This is a genomic window from Cupriavidus basilensis (assembly GCF_000832305.1).
In the GTDB taxonomy this organism is placed as follows: domain Bacteria; phylum Pseudomonadota; class Gammaproteobacteria; order Burkholderiales; family Burkholderiaceae; genus Cupriavidus; species Cupriavidus basilensis_F.
The window spans coordinates 3882470-3898767 of the sequence record NZ_CP010537.1; the positions used below are offsets into that span (position 1 = coordinate 3882470).

Genomic DNA, 16298 nt, shown 5'->3' on the forward strand with positions numbered 1-16298 from the left:
GGCCCGATTGAAAAAAATTTCGCCGGAGTGGGCTTGGGAGTACTTTTTACGTGGGGAGAATCGCGCGCGCCCCCTGCGTGGGAGCACGCAGAATTGGGTACGCTTTGGTGCGCGGGAGGTAGTGCGGAGGAAGAACGGGCGTTGCACCCCGCCGGTGCCAGGACCGGCCGGCCCGGACCTTATTTCAAGCCGTGACGGGGTGATCGTGCAAGCGGTCGCGCGAGGCCAGCGAGGGGAACAGGCGCATCCACACCACCACCACCACCAGTGTGCCGATGCCGCCAAGCAGCACCGCGCCAACCGGCCCGAACAGCGCAGCGGTCACGCCGGACTCGAACTCGCCAAGCTGGTTGGACGCCCCGATAAAGACCGAGTTGACGGCGCCCACGCGCCCGCGCATATCGTCGGGCGTATCGAGTTGGACCAGCGTGGAGCGCACCACCACGCTGATCATGTCGGAGGCGCCAAGCATGACCAGTGCCGCCATCGACAGCGGCAGCCAGTGCGAGATGCCGAACACCATCGTCGCCATACCAAAGACGGCCACCGCGCCGAACATCACGCGGCCCACGCGGCGGTTCATCGGATGGTGGGCGAGCCACAGCGCGGTCGCCAGCGCGCCGATGGCGGGCGACGAGCGCAGCAGGCCCAGGCCCCAGGGGCCGGTATGCAGGATGTCGCGCGCGTAGATGGGCAGCAGCGCGGTGGCGCCGCCCAGCAGCACGGCAAAGAGATCCAGCGAAATCGCGCCAAGCAGCACCGGCCGGCCGCGGATGTACGAAAACCCCGCAAACAGCGTGGCGATGCTCACCGGCGTGGTCAGCCGCTGCGCAGCCTGGCGCAGCTTGAGCGCGGTGACCAGGCAGGCGGCCACGGCGAACAGCGTGGCGCTGATGGCGTAGACGACGCCCGGGCCGGCCACGTAGGCAAAACCGCCCAGCGCGGGGCCGATGATGATGGCCGTCTGCGTGGCGGAGCTGGACAGCGCCACCGCGCGCGGAAACATGCGTGGCGTGACCACGCTGGGCAGCAGCGCCTGCAACGTCGGCGTCTCAAAGGCGCGGGTGGCACCGATCAGGGCCACGAACACGAAGATGTGATCGCGCGTGATCGAGCCCGACAGGCTCGCCACCGCCATCGACACCGCGATCAGCGCTTCCAGCGTCTGGCAGGTGCGCACGATCAGCCGCCGGTCAAAGCGGTCGGCCACATGGCCAGACATCAGCAGCAGCATCACAGAGGGCAGGAACTGCACCAGCCCCACCATGCCAAGCATGAACGGGTCGCGGGTGAGATCGTAGATCTGCCAGCCTACCGCCACCGTAAAGATCTGGTAGCCGATGGTGGTGCACAGGCGGGCAAACCAGAACAGCCGAAATGAAGGGTCGCGAAAGACTGAGTCCGGCTCGGGGGCCGGAACGGAAGCAGGGGTGGACATGGATGGCGGTGGTGACGGGGCGGCGGCGGGGCAAAGCTGGGACGGATTCTATCCGAGGCCCGTGATGCATGCAGGCGCATGCATCACGTCACGGCTCACCCATGCACACTCAATGATGCAATGTAGCAACAGAAAGACATGCGAGGTGATTTTTCGCGAATGATTCGTATTTATAATGCAACCATCTCGATGCATCGAATGCACACCATTGCCGCCAGCGCTTCACAGGCATTGCCATTGTGCAGCCCACCTCCCGGCTCTTCGGCGCCGCGATCGACGCCGCCCTGCTCTGCCTCGCCTTGTCCACACACGCTGACGACCCGCAGCCGGCCGCTGCCCCGGCAAGCCAGGGGGCTTTCAGCGCCGAAAGCGCCCTTAACGCCGTCACGGTGGTCGGCAACTGGCTGGAGAGCCCGAACGAGGCCAGAATCTTTTTGAAATGGCCTCTAAGCCACCAAGGCGACTACCGAGGCGACAGCGCCACGCGCAGGCACTGCGCCAGCGCCGCGGCGGCTGGTGCGGCGTCGCGGCGCGACAGCAGCAGCACGCGCGTATCACAACGCGTATCACAACCGGCATCGGCCAGCGGTACGCACCGCACGCCCGGCGGTGCCAGGCGACCGAGCGAAGCCGGTACCAGGGCCACGCCGAACCCTGCCTCCACCAGCGCCAGCTGCGACAGCTTGCGCGAGATCGCCGCCGCCGCGCGCGGATAGAAGCCGCGCTCCAGGCAGCACTGCGCCACGCGATGGCTCAGGCCGCCCCGGTCAGGATGCGGCAGCGACACGAAGGGTTCTTCGCGCAACCTATCCAGCGCCACGCTTTCCTCGTGCGCGAGCGGATGCGCGCTGCTTACCGCCAGCACCAGGCGCTCTTCATAGAGCGGGTCCACCTCGACGCCGGGAAGCCGGCGCAGCAGCGGCTCGCGCGCCAGGCCCAGGTCGGCGCGGCCCTCCTCGATCTCCATGGCCTGCTGTTCGCTGGATGCCTGCGAGATCTCGAAACGTATCCCCGGGCGTTTGGCCTGGTACGCGCGCAGCACCGCCGTGCAGGCTGGCGTCAGCGGCACCGAGCTGGAATGCAGCAGGCGCACCGTGCCTTGCTCGCCGCGCTCGACCTGACGCGCCTGCGCCGAGGCCTCGGTCAGCTCGGCCAGGATGCGGCGTGCCGCCTCCAGGAAAGCGCGGCCGGCCGGCGTGGTCTCGACATGGCGCGGCTTGCGCACCAGCAGCGCCACCTGCAGCATGCCCTCCATCTCCTTGATCTGCCGGCTCAGCGCCGACTGCGCGATAAAGAGCCGCTCCGCGGCCAGGCTAAAGCTGCCGGCATCGACAATTTCAACGAAGTAGCGCAACTGCTTGAAGGACGGACTCATTGAATGGGCGGGTTGATGGGACGCACGGGCTGACATCGGCCCGAGAGCGTGCGCGCAAGTGTGCCATGGCGCGCGCGCCGCGCCCAGCACACTGCCATGCCGCTTTGCGATGGATCGCGGGGCGCTTTGATATTGGTCCGCACATGCGGGCGTCCCTATGCTGTGGGGCACGCAACCCTGATGCCAATGCCCGTGGACCTGACCGCCCTGCTGCCCGATGTTTCCCTGCCCGCCTACCTCGCCATGTGCTTGGCGATCGCCGGCGCCTACGTGATCTTCGGCATGGCGGGCTTCGGCACCGCGCTGGTGGCCGGGCCGCTGCTGGCCTACCTGATGCCGGTGAGCCAGATCGTTGCGCTACTGGCGTTGATGGACTGCACGGCCGCAGCCTTTGCCCTGCTGCGCGATGGCCGCGCCGCAGACCGCGCCGAGCTTGGGCGGCTGCTGCCCTGCATGCTGGCCGGCAGCCTGGTGGGCGCCGCGCTGCTGCTCAAGCTGCAGTCGGACCTGCTACCGCTGCTGCTTGGCGTATTCGCCATGGGGTATGCAATCTGGTCGTTTGCCGGCAAGCGACCCAGCGGGTTTACGCCACGCGCGGCGCTGCCCTTTGGCCTGGGCGGCGGCCTGTGCTCGGCCATGTTCGGCAGCGGCGGCTTTCTCTATGCCATCTACCTGTCGGGCAGACTGGGCAAGGATGCCATGCGCATGACGCAGTCCACGCTGATCGGCGTGAGTACGCTGACGCGGCTGGTGCTATTTGCCCTGGCGGGAGTCTATGCGGGTGCGGCCATCATCAAGCTGGCGCTGCTGCTGGCGCCAGCGATGGCGCTGGGCCTGTGGGCCGGGCGCAGGATCACGCTGCGCTTGTCGCGCGAGCAGTTCCTGCGCATGGTCAATGCGGTGGTGCTGTGCTCCGGCGGCGCGCTGGTCCTGCACTACCTGCTGCGCCTGGATTAAACGCGCCGCCCGAACGGGCGGCGCTTGCGCCAGATCGCTCTGGCGGCGCGAAAATCAAACGATTTCGCGCGTTTCCATGAACTGCAGCTTGGGGAAGCGCTCCTGCGTCAGGCGCAGGTTGACCATGCTGGGCGCCAGGTAGACGTGGTCGCCGGCACCGTCGAGCGCTACATTGTGGCCCGCCTTCTCGATCAGCTTCTCGATCTCCGCGGGGTCACCCTTGAGCCAGCGCGCGGTGGCGCAGTCGTGCGACTCGAAGATCGCGTCGACACCGTACTCGTGCTCCAGGCGGTGCGCCACCACGTCGAACTGCAGGATACCGACGGCGCCCAGTACCAGGTCGTTGGAGGCGATCGGGCGGAACATCTGCGTCGCGCCCTCTTCCGCCAGCTGCTGCAGGCCCTTTTGCAGCTGCTTGACCTTGAGCGGGTTGTTCAGCCGCGCGCGGCGGAAAAACTCAGGCGCGAACGACGGGATGCCGGTGAACTTGAGCGCCTCGCCCTCGCTGAACGCATCGCCCAGCCGGATGGTGCCGTGATTGGGCACGCCAATGATGTCGCCGGCGTATGCCTCTTCGGTCGTATTGCGATCCTGCGACATGAAGGTGATGGCGTTATTGATGGCCATGGTCTTGCCGGTGGACACATGCAGCACCTTCATGCCGCGCTCGAAGCGGCCCGAACAGACACGCACGAACGCGATGCGGTCGCGGTGGCGCGGGTCCATGTTGGCCTGGATCTTGAACACGAAGCCCGAGAACTTGGGCTCCTGCGGCTCCACTGCGCGCGACTCGGCATTGCGGCCCTGCGGCGGCGGCGCCAGCTCGCACAAGGCGTCGAGCAGCGATTGCACGCCAAAGTTGTTGACGGCCGAGCCGAAGTACACGGGCGTCTGCTTGCCGCTGAGGAACGCGTCCTTGTCGAAGGCATGCGACGCGCCGCGCACGAGTTCGATCTCGATGCGCAGCTCTTCCGCCTGGGTGCCCAGCACGCGGTCCAGCTCCGGGTTGTCCAGGCCCTGGACCATGGCCGAGGTGCCCTTCTCGCCGTGCGGGTCGAACAGTTGCACGCGGTCGTCGATCAGGTGGTACACGCCGCGAAAGGCCTTGCCCATGCCGATCGGCCAGGTCATCGGCGCGCACTGCATCTTCAGCACGTCCTCGATTTCGTCGAGCAGCTCGATGGGCGAGCGGCCTTCACGGTCGAGCTTGTTGATAAAGGTGATGATGGGCGTGTCGCGCAGGCGGCAGACGTTGAGCAGCTTGATGGTCTGCGCTTCCACGCCGTTGACCGAGTCGATCACCATCACCGCGGAGTCCACCGCGGTCAGCGTGCGGTAGGTGTCTTCGGAGAAGTCCTCGTGGCCCGGGGTGTCGAGCAGGTTGACGATGTTCTCGCGGTACGGGAACTGCATCACCGACGAGGTCACCGAGATGCCGCGCTGCTTTTCCAGCTCCATCCAGTCGGAGGTGGCGTGGCGGTCGGCCTTGCGCGCGCGCACTTCGCCCGCGACCTGGATGGCGCCACCGAACCACAGCAGTTTTTCGGTCAGGGTCGTCTTACCCGCGTCAGGGTGCGAAATGATGGCAAAGGTGCGACGACGCGCAATTTCGGATACGAGCGAGCTCACGGCAGTGGATTCGGCAAACAGAAGATGAAAAGGGGCCCGGGGCGCAGCGGACCGGCGCCAGGGGCCGGCGCGACCATCAGCTTGCGGTCGGGGGCCGGGCACTGCGGGCATGCACGAAGGGAATCGGGCCGTATTTTACCGGTTCGCGGGACCGGCCGCGCGCGGATCGGGCGGCGGGTTGGTGCTTTGCCCTCGCAAACTGCCGAATTGCAGCGCGTACTGGCGGGTCAGCTCGGCACCGAAGAAGAAAATTTGTGCCGAATAGTACACCCACAACATCAGCGCAACCACAGAACCCGCTGCCCCATAGGACGAAGCCACGGCACTATGGCCCAGGTAAAGGCCAATCAGCCGCTTGCCCACCGCGAACAGCAGGGCGGTGATGATGGCGCCCATGACCACGTCACGCCAGGCGATGCGGGCATTGGGCAGCATCTTGAAGATCACGGCGAACAGCAGGGTCACCACGCCAAATGAAAATGCCGTTGAAAGCGCGTCCGCCACCGGCGCAAACCACGATTGCGTCCACATCTGCCCCCAAAACCGGTCGACCACCGCCAGCGCGGCATTGACGATCAGCGACACCAGCAGCATGAAGGCCAGCACCAGCACCAGGCTGAACGAGAGCAAGCGAGCGCGCAGCAATTGCTGCCAGCCGGCGCCCTGCGGCGCAGGCGTCTCCCAGATCTCGTCGAGGCTGCCTTTGAGTTCCGCGAAAACGCTGGTGGCGCCGACAAACAAGATGCCGGTGGCGATGGCCGCGGCCAGCCCGCCACCACCCGAGCGGTGCGTGGCGGCAAGGATTTCCTGGATGGCAGCCGCGCCCTGGGCGCCAACGAGGTCGTCGATCTGGGCGAAGATCTCGCCCCGTGCCGCTTGCGCGCCAAAGAAGACGCCGGCAATCGAGATCACCAGCACCAGCACTGGCGCCAGCGAGAAGAGCATATAGAAGGACAGCGCCGCGCCCTTGCTGGCGGCTCGGTGCGCCAGCCATGCGCTGACCGCGGCCAGCACCACGCTGGCAGTGCGCGTGGCGGTATGGCGATCGGGCAGCCAATGGCCGATGCCGCGAGCGCGTTGCTTGGGCGGCGCGCGGTCCAGGGGCTGATCGGGGGAATCTGCTGGATTCAAGCGTGGACCCCGTTGTTGGTCGGGCGGCTAAAGGGTCAGGCGACCTGCCCTAGCCCCGGTCTTTGCTCAGGCCCCATATCAACGACACCGCGCACAGCACGAGGAAAATGATGAAAAGGATCTTGGCGAACTCGGCCGCCGCGGCGGCGATCCCGCCGAAGCCAAACACGGCCGCGATCATGGCGATGACGAAGAAAACCACGGCGTAGCGCAACATGATGGGACTCCAATGCAGCCTTCTCCCGTTTTGTTATCCGTTCCAAGGTTCATGATACAGGCCATCCCGCGCTTTGCCCAAGCCGCCAGGACGCGGCGCGCGCCCCGATTCCAGCCCGGTCCGGGTGTTGAACGGCTAGACTGAAAGACGGGCTCGCGCCGTCTCGCCACGGGTAAAACGGCGCCACCGGAGCGGTTGGCCGCAAGCACCGGCCGCCCGGCTACCGTCCTCCCGCACACACCCCTTCGACAACCAGAAGGAGGCACCATGAACCGGAAAACCCTCCGCCGCCTTGGCACGGCCGTCTTCCTGGCGCTCGGCCTGCTCGCCGCCGCTGGCTGCGAGCGCAGCCAGCCTGGACCCAAGCCGATCTCCGGTGCACTGGATGAGCAAGCCGCCGGCACCGCGCAACCAGCCTTGCCCGTGCTGTCGGCCTGAGCACCAACAGCTTCGCAACGGCGCGCCCAGGCCAATGCCGCCAGCCCACGCATCACGCTCCTGCAAGCCCGGAGCGTACCCGTTTCTGCGTACAGAGCCGCGCGCCGGCAAACGCACGTAAAGCGGCGCAGACGAGGCGCAAACGGCCCGGGCCGCCCGCCTCGCCGCAGGTACCAAAGACGGGGCGGCATACTTGCCGGCCCCTGCCCTGTTTCAGCAATGCAACCAGGACCAGCCTGCCCTTGCTAGCACGCATGGCGCGTCGTCGTGCCAGACTCAGCATGGCCGCGCGCCCATTCGGCGATCGCTTTCTTCCGGCGCCCTCGGCAATGCCGTGTTACAGCGCCGCAACCAAAATGTTCTTCCTCTATCAGGGAACTTCCGCGCGCTCTTGCGTACCACCCGCAAACCGTTGACAGCGCTCGATTGCAGGGTATTGGCACGCTTGTCGCTCTGTTCGCCACAGGGAGACATAAAAAAATGACGCGACGAGTCCTACAACGCGGGAGTGAGTTCAGCCATGCGTCAGCCGCCAGCGCGAATGACGGCACGGAGGCGTTCGTATCGACTGGCGCGGCCTGCGCCATCGGTCTTGCAGCTTTTGTCGCCGCCCTTGCTTCCTTCTCCGCGATTGCCGACCCAGGCGATATCGTCGTTCTGCGCAGCGTCGAGCCGCGTATTGCCTATCGCGGCATACCGCAGGGGGACATGCCGATAGCCGCCGCTGTCGAGCCGTTTCCGTCCGCACGCTTCCAGCAATCCACCGCCGCCGTGGCCAGCGACCTGACCGACAGCGATCTCGCTGCCGCGGTAGGCCGCAGCGCGGCCGGCGCCGCCGTGTCCGGCACCAGCCAGTCCACCACCGGGCGGCTGGCCCTGGCGCCCAGCCAGATCGAGGGCCTGGCCAATGGCAGCGGTGCCGGGAGCGTTTCGGGCGGCATCGCCGCTCAGGTCGCGCAGGCGACCGGCAACATGACCGGGGCCTTGATGCACGGATTGGTGCCGCTTGCGGTGGGAGGCCGGCCATGACCCGCGTCCACTTCGCACGCGGCAACCGCGCTGCCTTGCTTGCCGGCCTGATGCTTGCCTGCCCGCCGCTTCACGCGCAGGTCCAGGGCGCAGCCACCGACAGCACCCGCATCGATGCCGGCGCGCTCACCGGCGTTGCCGGTCGCGCCGCCGTGAACCTCGCCGCGGGCAGCGGCAACGCGCAAAGCAACCAGACCGCCATCGCGAGTGGCAGTGCGGACGTGCGGTCGCAGCAGCGTGCCGGCGCAACCGCGTCCGCGACAGGCGCCGTCAGCCAGATCGGCGGCGGTGCCTTCGCCAATGGCAGCGGGCTGCTTTCAGCAAACGTGGCCAGCGGCAACGGCAACGTGCAAATCAATGCGGCAGTGCTGGCGCCGGCCGCCAGCGTAAAGATCGAAGCCATCTCCGACGGCTTGCTAGCCGCGGAATCGGCCGGAGGAAGTCGCCCGGATTCAGCGGGCCACGCAACGGGTCCGCGCGAGGCAGTCATCCAGCCAGATGCCTACCGCAACGCAACTGGCCTGGTGCAGCTGAACCAGACGGCAGGATCGGGGAATGTCTCGTCCAACGTTTTTGTGCTCCGTCCCCCGGCGGGCACTTTTTTCTAAGCAGGGAAGGAGAAAATCATGAGAACGAAAATCCTCGCCATCGCAGCGGGCATTGCGCTTTCAACCAGCGCATTCGCGGGCGGCTTCAGTTACTTCGACCGGCCGGACGACGCCGATATCTACAGCCAGACAGCGATCAGCAACGACATCTATGTCCGTGGTTTCGGCTTTGCCTGGGGAGATATCCACTTCAGGTCCGAATCGGGCGCAGTGGTCAACAGCCAGCAAAGCGCACGCGACAATAGCGTGCGTATCGGCCCGTCCACCAACAGCGCATTCGGCGGCGGCAATGCGTTGTTCAATGCGCAAGGCAACATCGGCGTGAACATATCCGCAGGCGCGGGCAACGGCCAGTCCAACCAGGCCGCGCTGGCCAGCATCGACGCGTCGGATGTCTTCGCCTCGGCGCAAGTGTTCTCGAGCCAGAAGACCGGGGGTAACGGCATGCACATGGTCGGCGCCGCAAACAGCGCCAGCATGGGCGATAACATGTTGGCCGGTGCCAAGGGCAACGTCGGCGTGAACATCGCCGCGGGCGCCGGCAACCTGCAGAGCAATGCGCTGGCGGCCTCGGTCAATATGGGCGGCGGCGGCACCGGTCGCAACGGGGGAAACCCCGTCGGCGCGCTGGCCAAGGCAACCGCGTCCAATGACCAGACCACCTACGGCAATGACCTGTCGATGTGTGGCTGCAGGCCGAACAACGCCGCCACGCTCAACGGCGGCGCCCTGGCCAATGCAGTGGGCAACATCGGCGTGAATATCGCCGCCGGGGCCGGCAACGCGCAGAGCAACGGGCTCGCCATTTCCACGGCGACCCACTGAGCACTGCGGCAACAGCACGAACGCGGCTGGAGAGCCGGGACCCGGGGGTCACCGGCTCAACCCGCCCAAGGGGGAGTGTCATGCGCGCGCTATTCCGCGTGACCGGGGCATGCATGCTGCTGGCAGCAGCATGCAGTGCCAATGGTCAGAGCACGATGACGATCGACATCGACGGACAGCCGATGCTCAGGAAGCCCGTCAAGAGCATGCTCGAGATGCGCTACCAGAACATGATGCGCCAGCAGCTTGACTTCAGTTGCGGCGCAGCCGCGGTAGGCACGCTGTTGCGCTACGGCTACGGTTATGACCTGGCGGAGCCCAGGATCGTCGAGGACATGCTGCGCATCTCCGACGCAGACACCGTGGTCAAGAATGGCTTCTCCATGCTCGACATGCGCAACTACGTCGAAACGCTGGGCTTGCGCGGGCGGGGGTTCCGCGTGGACTACAGTGCCCTGCGGCAACTCAAGATCCCGGTCATCACCTTACTCGACGTCAACGGCTACCTGCATTTCGTGGTGGTGCGCAAGGCCATCGACGGGCGCGTGTTCGTAGCCGATCCGGCACTGGGCAACCGCATCATCAAGGAGGAGGATTTCGCGGCGAACTGGAACGGGCTGGTGTTCGCCATCATCGGCCGGCCGTTCGATCCGAACTCGCCGCTGCTCGATATCGCCGCGCCCGCCTTGCGCGACCGGACCAACGCCGCGCTGGCCGGGGGCATGGTGCCCGCGGCGCTCGACTTTGGCCTGATACGGATGGACTATTTCTGACATGGACACCGCACGGCGCCTCCTCTGCCTGAGTTGCTCCGCCGGCATGGCGCTGGCCACGCCAACGCTCGCGCTGGCATCCGCGGCGGCTGACGATGCCAGCGACGTGATGGCATCGCCAGCAATGGCGGAACTCGTCTCCGACGCGGAGATGGCCGGCGTGCGTGGCAAGTACCTGGGCGCGGCCCTGGTCAGCGGCTTTGTTGTGGAAATGGTTTCGCGCTGGCAGAACGATACGGCGATCGCCACGGCAACCGCCCGCGTCGCCGCCGCCAACCTCGCCACCAGCAACGCGGCGGCGCAGGCCACGGCGAGCTTGTCGGCTCACGTCCAGAGCCTTGCCCCGGGCAATGTGCAAGGCAATGGCGGCACGGCCAGCTCCGCAGTGCAGGTGGCGGGCGTGGGCCAGGTCGCGCAGATCGCCGGCGACGGCAATTCGGCCAGCAACGTCAGCACCATCACGACCCAGACCACGCCCATCGCGGCGGCGTCCACGGCGAGCGTGGCAAGCGGCAACCTGGCTGCGCAACTGGCTCACGGCAACGGCATCACCGCCAGCGCTACGGTAGTGCCGGGCGGCGGCGTGTCGCTGGCCATCCAGTCGGCCGCGGGCAGCGCCACGCAGAATGCGCAAAGCGGCAGCCTGATGCAGACAGCACGCATCACGGGCGATGCGCAGCAAGTGCTCAACCTCACCAACATTACGCTGCAGGTGCAGCAACTCACGATCCGGCAACTGACGCAAACCAGCATGCGGGACGCACTAGCGGCAATCGCAACGATGCGACGATAATCCAGCATGCGCAGGGCTGGCGCACCCGCTTCGCGCCCATTCAGATTTCCGGGGGGAAAGATGAAGACCGAACTCGCTCTGATGGGTACCCTGGCGGGTACGCTGATCTCGGCCGGCGCGTGGGCGCAGGTCAGCGCCCAGCCCGGCGCCGACGAGCGGATCGAACGACTGACAAAACTGGTCGAGCAGCAAGACAAGACCATCAAGGCTCTCGAACAGCGCCTGAACGACCTGGAAATGGTCGGGGCGCGCGGGCGAGGGGTAGTAGCAGGAACGGGGAGCAGTGCCAACGGGAACGCCGGTGGCGGAATGACCGCCGCCGGTGTTCCCTCCTTGGCACAAAGCGCAAGCCCTGCCGCGGGCGGCACGGCCAACGCAACGCCCGCCGGCGACACGCCGGTGGTGGGTTCGGATGCGCGCGAGACACAGCAACAGGCGCGCGTGCAGAGCAAGGACCTGGTCTACCAGAGCGAGCATGCGCCGCTGTTCGAGCGGCGCCTGACCATCGACAGCGGCTTCATCTACAGCTACTACGACCGGCGTGCACTGTCGCTGTCCGGCTTCCTGGCGCTGGACGCCATCTTCCTCGGCACCATCAACCTCAACCAGACCAAGTCGCACACGCTCACGTACGACACCATCGCACGCTACGGCCTGTCCGAGCGCCTGTCGATGGACTTCGATCTGCCGGTGACGTACCGCAACACCAACTTCATCTCCGGCGGCGCGGGCGGCTCCGCCTCGAGCCTGTCCGATGCCACGCTGAGCACGACGGCGCTGGGCGATATCAGCATGGGCCTGTACTACCAGTTCCTGCGCGAAAGCGGCGCCGCACCCGACGTGGTCGGCAGCATCCGCGTGCGCGCCCCCACCGGGCGCTCGCCGTTCGGCATCAAGCTGGTCTCGGCGGATCCCAACAACAACAACAACCTGAACATCGCCGACCAGTTGCCCACGGGCAACGGCGTATGGGCTGTTACGGCCGGGTTGTCGCTGCTCAAGACTTATGACCCCGTGGTGCTGTTCGTCAATGCCAGCTACACCTATAACATCAAGCGCTCGGTGAGCGATATCTCCTCGGTGCAGGGGCAAGTCACGCCGGCCGACGTAAAACTGGGCGACACCATCGGCTTCGGCGGCGGCCTGGCGCTCGCGCTCAACGACCGCACGTCGATGTCGATGGCCTTCAATGCCGCGATCTCATCGAGCACGCAGGTCACCACCGCGGGCGTCACGCAGACCGTGATCGGCAGCCGGGCCAACGTGGCCACCATGACATTCGGCTTCAATCACGTGATCACCAAAGGCTTGTCGGTGAGCACCGCGATCGGCCTCGGACTCACCCCGGATGCGCCGAACTACACGGTGACGCTGCGTTTTCCCTATACGTTCTGAGCGCCCCGGCCCGACGAGAAAAGCGGGCCGCGGCCCGCCTGTGCTGCGTCGGCCGGCTATTCGCCGGCGCCGGGATGCGCTTCGATCCGGATATTGTGCTTGTGCATCAGCCGGTACAAGGTGACACGCGAGACGTTGAGCTCGCGCGCGGCGGGTACCACGTGGAAGCCGTGGCTCGCCATCACGGTACGGATCGCCTCGCGCTCCGCCTCCTCGCGGATCGCGTCCAGGGTCTTGCGCGGCGAATCGCTGCCACCGTGCAATTGCAGGTCCTCCGCGGTGATCTTGCGGTTATCGGTCATCACGATCGCGCGCCGTACCCGGTTGATCAGTTCGCGCACATTGCCCGGCCACTCGTATTGCATCATGGCCTGGGTGGAACATGGCGAGAATCCGCGAATGCGCCGATGCGCCTCGTGGCCATGCTCGGCAAGCACCGAGTTGGCAAGCAGCAGGATGTCCTCCCCGCGCTCGCGCAGTGGCGGGATCGACAAGGTCAGAACGCATAGCCGGTGGAACAGGTCGGCACGGAAGCGTCCGTCGGATTGCGCCGCCACCAGGTCCACGTGCGTCGCCGAGATGATGCGCAAATCCAGCGGGATCGACTGGTGCCCGCCAAGCCGGGTGATGGTGCCTTGCTGCAAGAAGCGCAACAGGGCTACCTGGCTTTCCAGCGGCAGGTCGCCGATCTCATCAAGAAACAACGTGCCGCCCTGCGCCTGCTCGATCCAGCCGATCTTGCGCTGGTTGGCGCCGGTGAACGCTCCCTTTTCATAGCCGAACAGTTCGGATTGCACCAGGTGCGGGGGAATGGCGCCGCAGTTGATCGCCACGAACGGGCCTTTGCGCCGGCTCGAGGCTTCATGAATGGCTTGCGCCGCCAGCTCCTTGCCGGTGCCGGACTCGCCGGAGATAAAAACGGGCGCCTCGTTGTGCGCGACCTTGGCGAGCGAGCGGAACATGCTGCGCATCACTGCACACTCGCCGATCATGGGGCCGTGGCCGATCAGTTCGTGGCTGCCCGCGCCATGCAGGCAGGCCATGCCGTGGGCATGTTTCAGCGTGTAGAGCAGTTCACTGAACGAAAACGGCGTGCGCACGTAGTCCACGCAGTAGTCGCGTATCAGCCGCCTCACGCGTTCGTCCTCCAGCATGCGCGACGACGTGATCGCCACCCACATCACGTGCAGGTATTGCAGGCTCTGCTCGAGCTGCATCAGCTCGGCATCACTGTATTCCGTCTCGAGATCGAGCACGCCAGCCATTGGCGCACTGCCCCGCACCACCCGGCTAAGGTCCCGGATCTGCTGGATGTGGCGAATCTCCCAGCCGGAGCCGAACTGGGCCGGATCAAATCCATAGGGTTCGTGGCGGGATACGACCAACACCTGTGCGGTGCGTGTCGCCGCCTTGCACAGTCGGTCCATAACGTTCTCCCTGACATTGAGCATCTTGACTACTCCGGCTTGCGCCGCGGTCCCGTTCTCGTGCGGGCTCCGTGTGCGGTCAAGCTGAGTCGGTTGGGGGAGATCCCCCACGCGCAACGTCGGCATTACGGCTTGGACAAACTGCGGGACTGCTCGCCAAGAATGGCGCTGTGGTCGCTACCGGCATGGAGCTGGTCGCGAATACGTCGGCGCACCAGGTCTTTTTCGCGCATCAACTCGGCGCGTGGTGCTTCGGGCGATTGGCCGGAATACCGGTAATAGAGCGCCTTGTAGGTCAACTGGCTGAGAATCCATTCCTGCAGCAGCGCGCGCTGGCGGGACAACTCGCCATCCATCGATCGTTGCCGCTGCAGCAATTGTTCGATCGCGGCACGCGCGTGGGCCGGCAACGCCTGTTCCTGGCTCAGGAACGCTTCGACGATACTAGCGGCAGGGTCGCCACGCTCGCCATCGCGGCTTCGGCGCGGTGCCTCGGCGGCGGCTTCTCCCAAAGCCGCCCAGGCACGGTGAATGGAAAGACTAGCGGACTCGCTGATGGGCCCCATGGCGGGTCGCCGGATTTCTCCTGCAGTCATGATTGATCCCCGTTGAACAACACCCCCGGCACTACACGTTCGCGATTACCACTTTTGTTTAGTCTTATTGTTTGCTCTTGTCGGGCGGGCGTGTCTCCGCTCGCTCCTTTCGTGGTGGCGAAGCCATCTTGGCGATGGTCTGCTCATTCAGTCCTTGCCCTCTTGTTTGAGATGGACTTGTTGTGTCGCTACTGCAGGCCTGAAGACGCTGAGTCAGCTGGCGCGGCCCCGGAGTGCCGGAGTCAAGAAGGGGCGCCCTGAAGCGCCCCGCAATCTGCCACGCCTCTAGTTCAGTGCATTTAGGCCAGTTTGTCCAGCCCTCAGTATGGGTACTCAGCCGAATATCATCCTTTAGTATGAACGTTCTGCTACACACAATCTGCCACGCGAGGTAATTGATCACTTACATTTCGCGCAGAAATGGGTACGCGAATTTTATCCCGTGGTGTACGCCGGCGACGCAGAAACAGGTACGGCGCCGATTTGCGGGGAAGGGGAGGAGGCCCGCGCCCAGCCACGCAGAAACGGGTACGCTTTCTCTCATCACCCGGCAAACGCGCTCGCCAATGCTGTCCTTCCGGCAGGCGGCAGGCTCAATGCTCAGTACTCCGGCGGATAGTGAAACTTGAAGACGAAGACCGCCGCGATGATCCACGCCCATGAGAGTAGCGCTGGCGTCGAACAGATCGACCAGGAAGAGCACCTGCAACTCGGTGCGCACGTCGGTCCGGTGCTCTGCAAGCTTGAACCAGTGTTCCACCAGCGAAATGCCGGCGGCGGTGCGACGAGTGGCGTCGGTTGGCTGACGGGTTGGGGCCCCTTGTTTTCGTCGCGGCCGTGCTTGCGGATTGCGGTTCAGGTTGCGTACCGTGCACGCCGGGTCTGCCGAGCGTACTTTCGGGTAATTTCCGCCACGGCACGGCACCAGCGGCGAATAGGATCCATCTGAAAAACGTGACGATCCGACCGCGGCTCGCAGTGGATCCAGGCAGACATCCAGAATGACCCTACCTTGACGCTGGCGCTAATCCGCCGTATAAACCCCGCTAGATTCAAGCGACGAGGCAACAGCACATTCGTTAGCCACCGTCATGGTACTTCCGTTGTCCATGGTGTCCTTTCCTTGAGTTGCTTTGCTCGGATATGCGTGAGCTATCCGTTTCTTTTAAATTTTTCCCAGGAAAAGCAATACCATGCAAACCGGTATCGTTAAATGGTTCAACGACGCCAAGGGCTTCGGTTTCATCAAGCCGGACGCTGGCGGTGACGATCTCTTCGCGCACTTCTCTGAAATCCGCTCCGACGGTTTCAAGTCGCTGCAGGAAAACCAACGCGTGTCGTTCGAAGTCAAGAACGGCCCGAAGGGCCTGCAAGCTGCGAACATCACGCCGCTGTAAGCAGTAGACTGGCACCCCACTAGGGGTGCGCCCAGTCAGGAAAACCCCGCCTCTCGAGGCGGGGTTTTTTTTTGTCCGGCAATCCTCCCGGCCTCGCCCGGATCCGGCGCCGCTGCGGGATCGCCATAGGAACGGCGCCACTGCTCTCACCTGGCAACGCCGTCGCTCGGGCCACCGCGGAGCACGCAGAAACGGGTACGCGCCGATCTCTGCGGCCAGTTCGACTCCGCAATGCCTCTGAGTCCCCACGCAGAAACGGGTACGCCCCAT

General features: G+C 65.4%; 17 protein-coding genes. 9 read left to right on the forward strand and 8 right to left on the reverse strand.

Annotated features, from left to right (window positions below; genetic code table 11):
- Nucleotides 1–184: 184 nt before the first annotated feature.
- Nucleotides 185–1438, reverse strand: a complete 1254-nt coding sequence (locus RR42_RS37460; protein ID WP_043357483.1) for an MFS transporter — start codon at nt 1436–1438, stop codon at nt 185–187.
- A gap of 463 nt (nt 1439–1901) precedes the next feature.
- Nucleotides 1902–2813 (reverse strand): LysR family transcriptional regulator, encoded by a 912-nt coding sequence (locus RR42_RS37465; RefSeq protein WP_043357485.1) that lies wholly within the window; start codon nt 2811–2813, stop codon nt 1902–1904.
- A 180-nt stretch (nt 2814–2993) separates the two neighbouring features.
- Here RR42_RS37465 and RR42_RS37470 point away from each other — a divergent pair, with 180 nt between their 5' ends.
- Complete coding sequence (locus RR42_RS37470) at nt 2994–3770, forward strand: sulfite exporter TauE/SafE family protein (RefSeq protein WP_144410068.1); 777 nt, start codon at nt 2994–2996, stop codon at nt 3768–3770.
- Between the two features lie 54 nt (nt 3771–3824).
- Here the strand turns inward: RR42_RS37470 and RR42_RS37475 are convergent, their stop codons facing one another.
- The 3 genes from RR42_RS37475 to RR42_RS39390 form a co-directional block, all read right to left on the reverse strand.
- Complete coding sequence (locus RR42_RS37475; protein ID WP_043357489.1) at nt 3825–5399, reverse strand: peptide chain release factor 3; 1575 nt, start codon at nt 5397–5399, stop codon at nt 3825–3827.
- A 135-nt stretch (nt 5400–5534) separates the two neighbouring features.
- Nucleotides 5535–6500 carry a YihY/virulence factor BrkB family protein gene (locus RR42_RS37480; RefSeq protein ID WP_043358678.1) on the reverse strand — a complete coding sequence of 322 codons (966 nt, stop codon included), beginning with the start codon at nt 6498–6500 and terminating at the stop codon, nt 5535–5537.
- A gap of 79 nt (nt 6501–6579) precedes the next feature.
- Entirely contained in the window at nt 6580–6747 is a 168-nt protein-coding gene (locus tag RR42_RS39390; RefSeq protein ID WP_043357491.1) for a DUF1328 domain-containing protein, read from the reverse strand.
- Between the two features lie 267 nt (nt 6748–7014).
- Here RR42_RS39390 and RR42_RS40795 point away from each other — a divergent pair, with 267 nt between their 5' ends.
- From RR42_RS40795 to RR42_RS37515, 7 genes are all read left to right on the forward strand, one after another.
- Entirely contained in the window at nt 7015–7185 is a 171-nt protein-coding gene (locus tag RR42_RS40795) for a hypothetical protein (RefSeq protein WP_173430747.1), read from the forward strand.
- Between the two features lie 480 nt (nt 7186–7665).
- The gene (locus tag RR42_RS40635) at nt 7666–8214 is read left to right on the forward strand and encodes a hypothetical protein (protein ID WP_158408354.1); all 549 of its coding nucleotides are present in this window, start codon (nt 7666–7668) and stop codon (nt 8212–8214) included.
- Complete coding sequence (locus tag RR42_RS37495) at nt 8211–8822, forward strand: hypothetical protein (RefSeq protein ID WP_052495226.1); 612 nt, start codon at nt 8211–8213, stop codon at nt 8820–8822. The genes RR42_RS40635 and RR42_RS37495 overlap by 4 nt, the downstream gene beginning before the upstream one ends.
- Before the next feature lie 18 nt (nt 8823–8840).
- A complete protein-coding gene (locus tag RR42_RS37500) occupies nt 8841–9647 on the forward strand; it encodes a hypothetical protein (RefSeq protein WP_043357495.1) in 807 nt (268 codons plus the stop codon).
- Between the two features lie 80 nt (nt 9648–9727).
- Nucleotides 9728–10420 (forward strand): C39 family peptidase, encoded by a 693-nt coding sequence (locus tag RR42_RS37505; protein WP_043357497.1) that lies wholly within the window; start codon nt 9728–9730, stop codon nt 10418–10420.
- A 1-nt stretch (nt 10421) separates the two neighbouring features.
- Complete coding sequence (locus tag RR42_RS37510; RefSeq protein ID WP_052495227.1) at nt 10422–11213, forward strand: hypothetical protein; 792 nt, start codon at nt 10422–10424, stop codon at nt 11211–11213.
- A 60-nt stretch (nt 11214–11273) separates the two neighbouring features.
- Nucleotides 11274–12608 (forward strand): hypothetical protein, encoded by a 1335-nt coding sequence (locus RR42_RS37515; protein ID WP_052495228.1) that lies wholly within the window; start codon nt 11274–11276, stop codon nt 12606–12608.
- Nucleotides 12609–12664: 56 nt separating this feature from the next.
- Here the strand turns inward: RR42_RS37515 and RR42_RS37520 are convergent, their stop codons facing one another.
- The 3 genes from RR42_RS37520 to RR42_RS37530 all read right to left on the reverse strand — a co-directional run bounded on the left by RR42_RS37520 (nt 12665) and on the right by RR42_RS37530 (nt 15391).
- Nucleotides 12665–14035: a sigma-54-dependent transcriptional regulator gene (locus RR42_RS37520; protein WP_043357499.1), complete on the reverse strand. Its 1371-nt coding sequence runs from the start codon at nt 14033–14035 to the stop codon at nt 12665–12667.
- Nucleotides 14036–14160: 125 nt separating this feature from the next.
- Entirely contained in the window at nt 14161–14631 is a 471-nt protein-coding gene (locus RR42_RS37525) for a hypothetical protein (protein ID WP_043357501.1), read from the reverse strand.
- Between the two features lie 403 nt (nt 14632–15034).
- A complete protein-coding gene (locus RR42_RS37530) occupies nt 15035–15391 on the reverse strand; it encodes a hypothetical protein (protein WP_043357503.1) in 357 nt (118 codons plus the stop codon).
- A 433-nt stretch (nt 15392–15824) separates the two neighbouring features.
- Between RR42_RS37530 and RR42_RS37535 the strand changes: the two genes are divergently transcribed.
- Complete coding sequence (locus RR42_RS37535; protein ID WP_006159057.1) at nt 15825–16028, forward strand: cold-shock protein; 204 nt, start codon at nt 15825–15827, stop codon at nt 16026–16028.
- Nucleotides 16029–16298 lie beyond the last annotated feature (270 nt).

Bases quoted from the DNA above. Each gene is read 5' to 3' on its own strand.
- RR42_RS37465 (WP_043357485.1), bottom strand. From the start codon at position 2,813: ATGAGTCCGTCCTTCAAGCAGTTGCGCTACTTCGTTGAAATTGTCGAT.
- RR42_RS37470 (WP_144410068.1), top strand. From the start codon at position 2,994: ATGCCAATGCCCGTGGACCTGACCGCCCTGCTGCCCGATGTTTCCCTG.
- RR42_RS37500 (WP_043357495.1), top strand. From the start codon at position 8,841: ATGAGAACGAAAATCCTCGCCATCGCAGCGGGCATTGCGCTTTCAACC.
- RR42_RS37510 (WP_052495227.1), top strand. From the start codon at position 10,422: ATGGACACCGCACGGCGCCTCCTCTGCCTGAGTTGCTCCGCCGGCATG.
- RR42_RS37495 (WP_052495226.1), top strand. From the start codon at position 8,211: ATGACCCGCGTCCACTTCGCACGCGGCAACCGCGCTGCCTTGCTTGCC.
- RR42_RS40635 (WP_158408354.1), top strand. From the start codon at position 7,666: ATGACGCGACGAGTCCTACAACGCGGGAGTGAGTTCAGCCATGCGTCA.
- RR42_RS37460 (WP_043357483.1), bottom strand. From the start codon at position 1,438: ATGTCCACCCCTGCTTCCGTTCCGGCCCCCGAGCCGGACTCAGTCTTT.
- RR42_RS37505 (WP_043357497.1), top strand. From the start codon at position 9,728: ATGCGCGCGCTATTCCGCGTGACCGGGGCATGCATGCTGCTGGCAGCA.
- RR42_RS39390 (WP_043357491.1), bottom strand. From the start codon at position 6,747: ATGTTGCGCTACGCCGTGGTTTTCTTCGTCATCGCCATGATCGCGGCC.
- RR42_RS37520 (WP_043357499.1), bottom strand. From the start codon at position 14,035: ATGGACCGACTGTGCAAGGCGGCGACACGCACCGCACAGGTGTTGGTC.
- RR42_RS37535 (WP_006159057.1), top strand. From the start codon at position 15,825: ATGCAAACCGGTATCGTTAAATGGTTCAACGACGCCAAGGGCTTCGGT.
- RR42_RS37525 (WP_043357501.1), bottom strand. From the start codon at position 14,631: ATGACTGCAGGAGAAATCCGGCGACCCGCCATGGGGCCCATCAGCGAG.
- RR42_RS37515 (WP_052495228.1), top strand. From the start codon at position 11,274: ATGAAGACCGAACTCGCTCTGATGGGTACCCTGGCGGGTACGCTGATC.
- RR42_RS40795 (WP_173430747.1), top strand. From the start codon at position 7,015: ATGAACCGGAAAACCCTCCGCCGCCTTGGCACGGCCGTCTTCCTGGCG.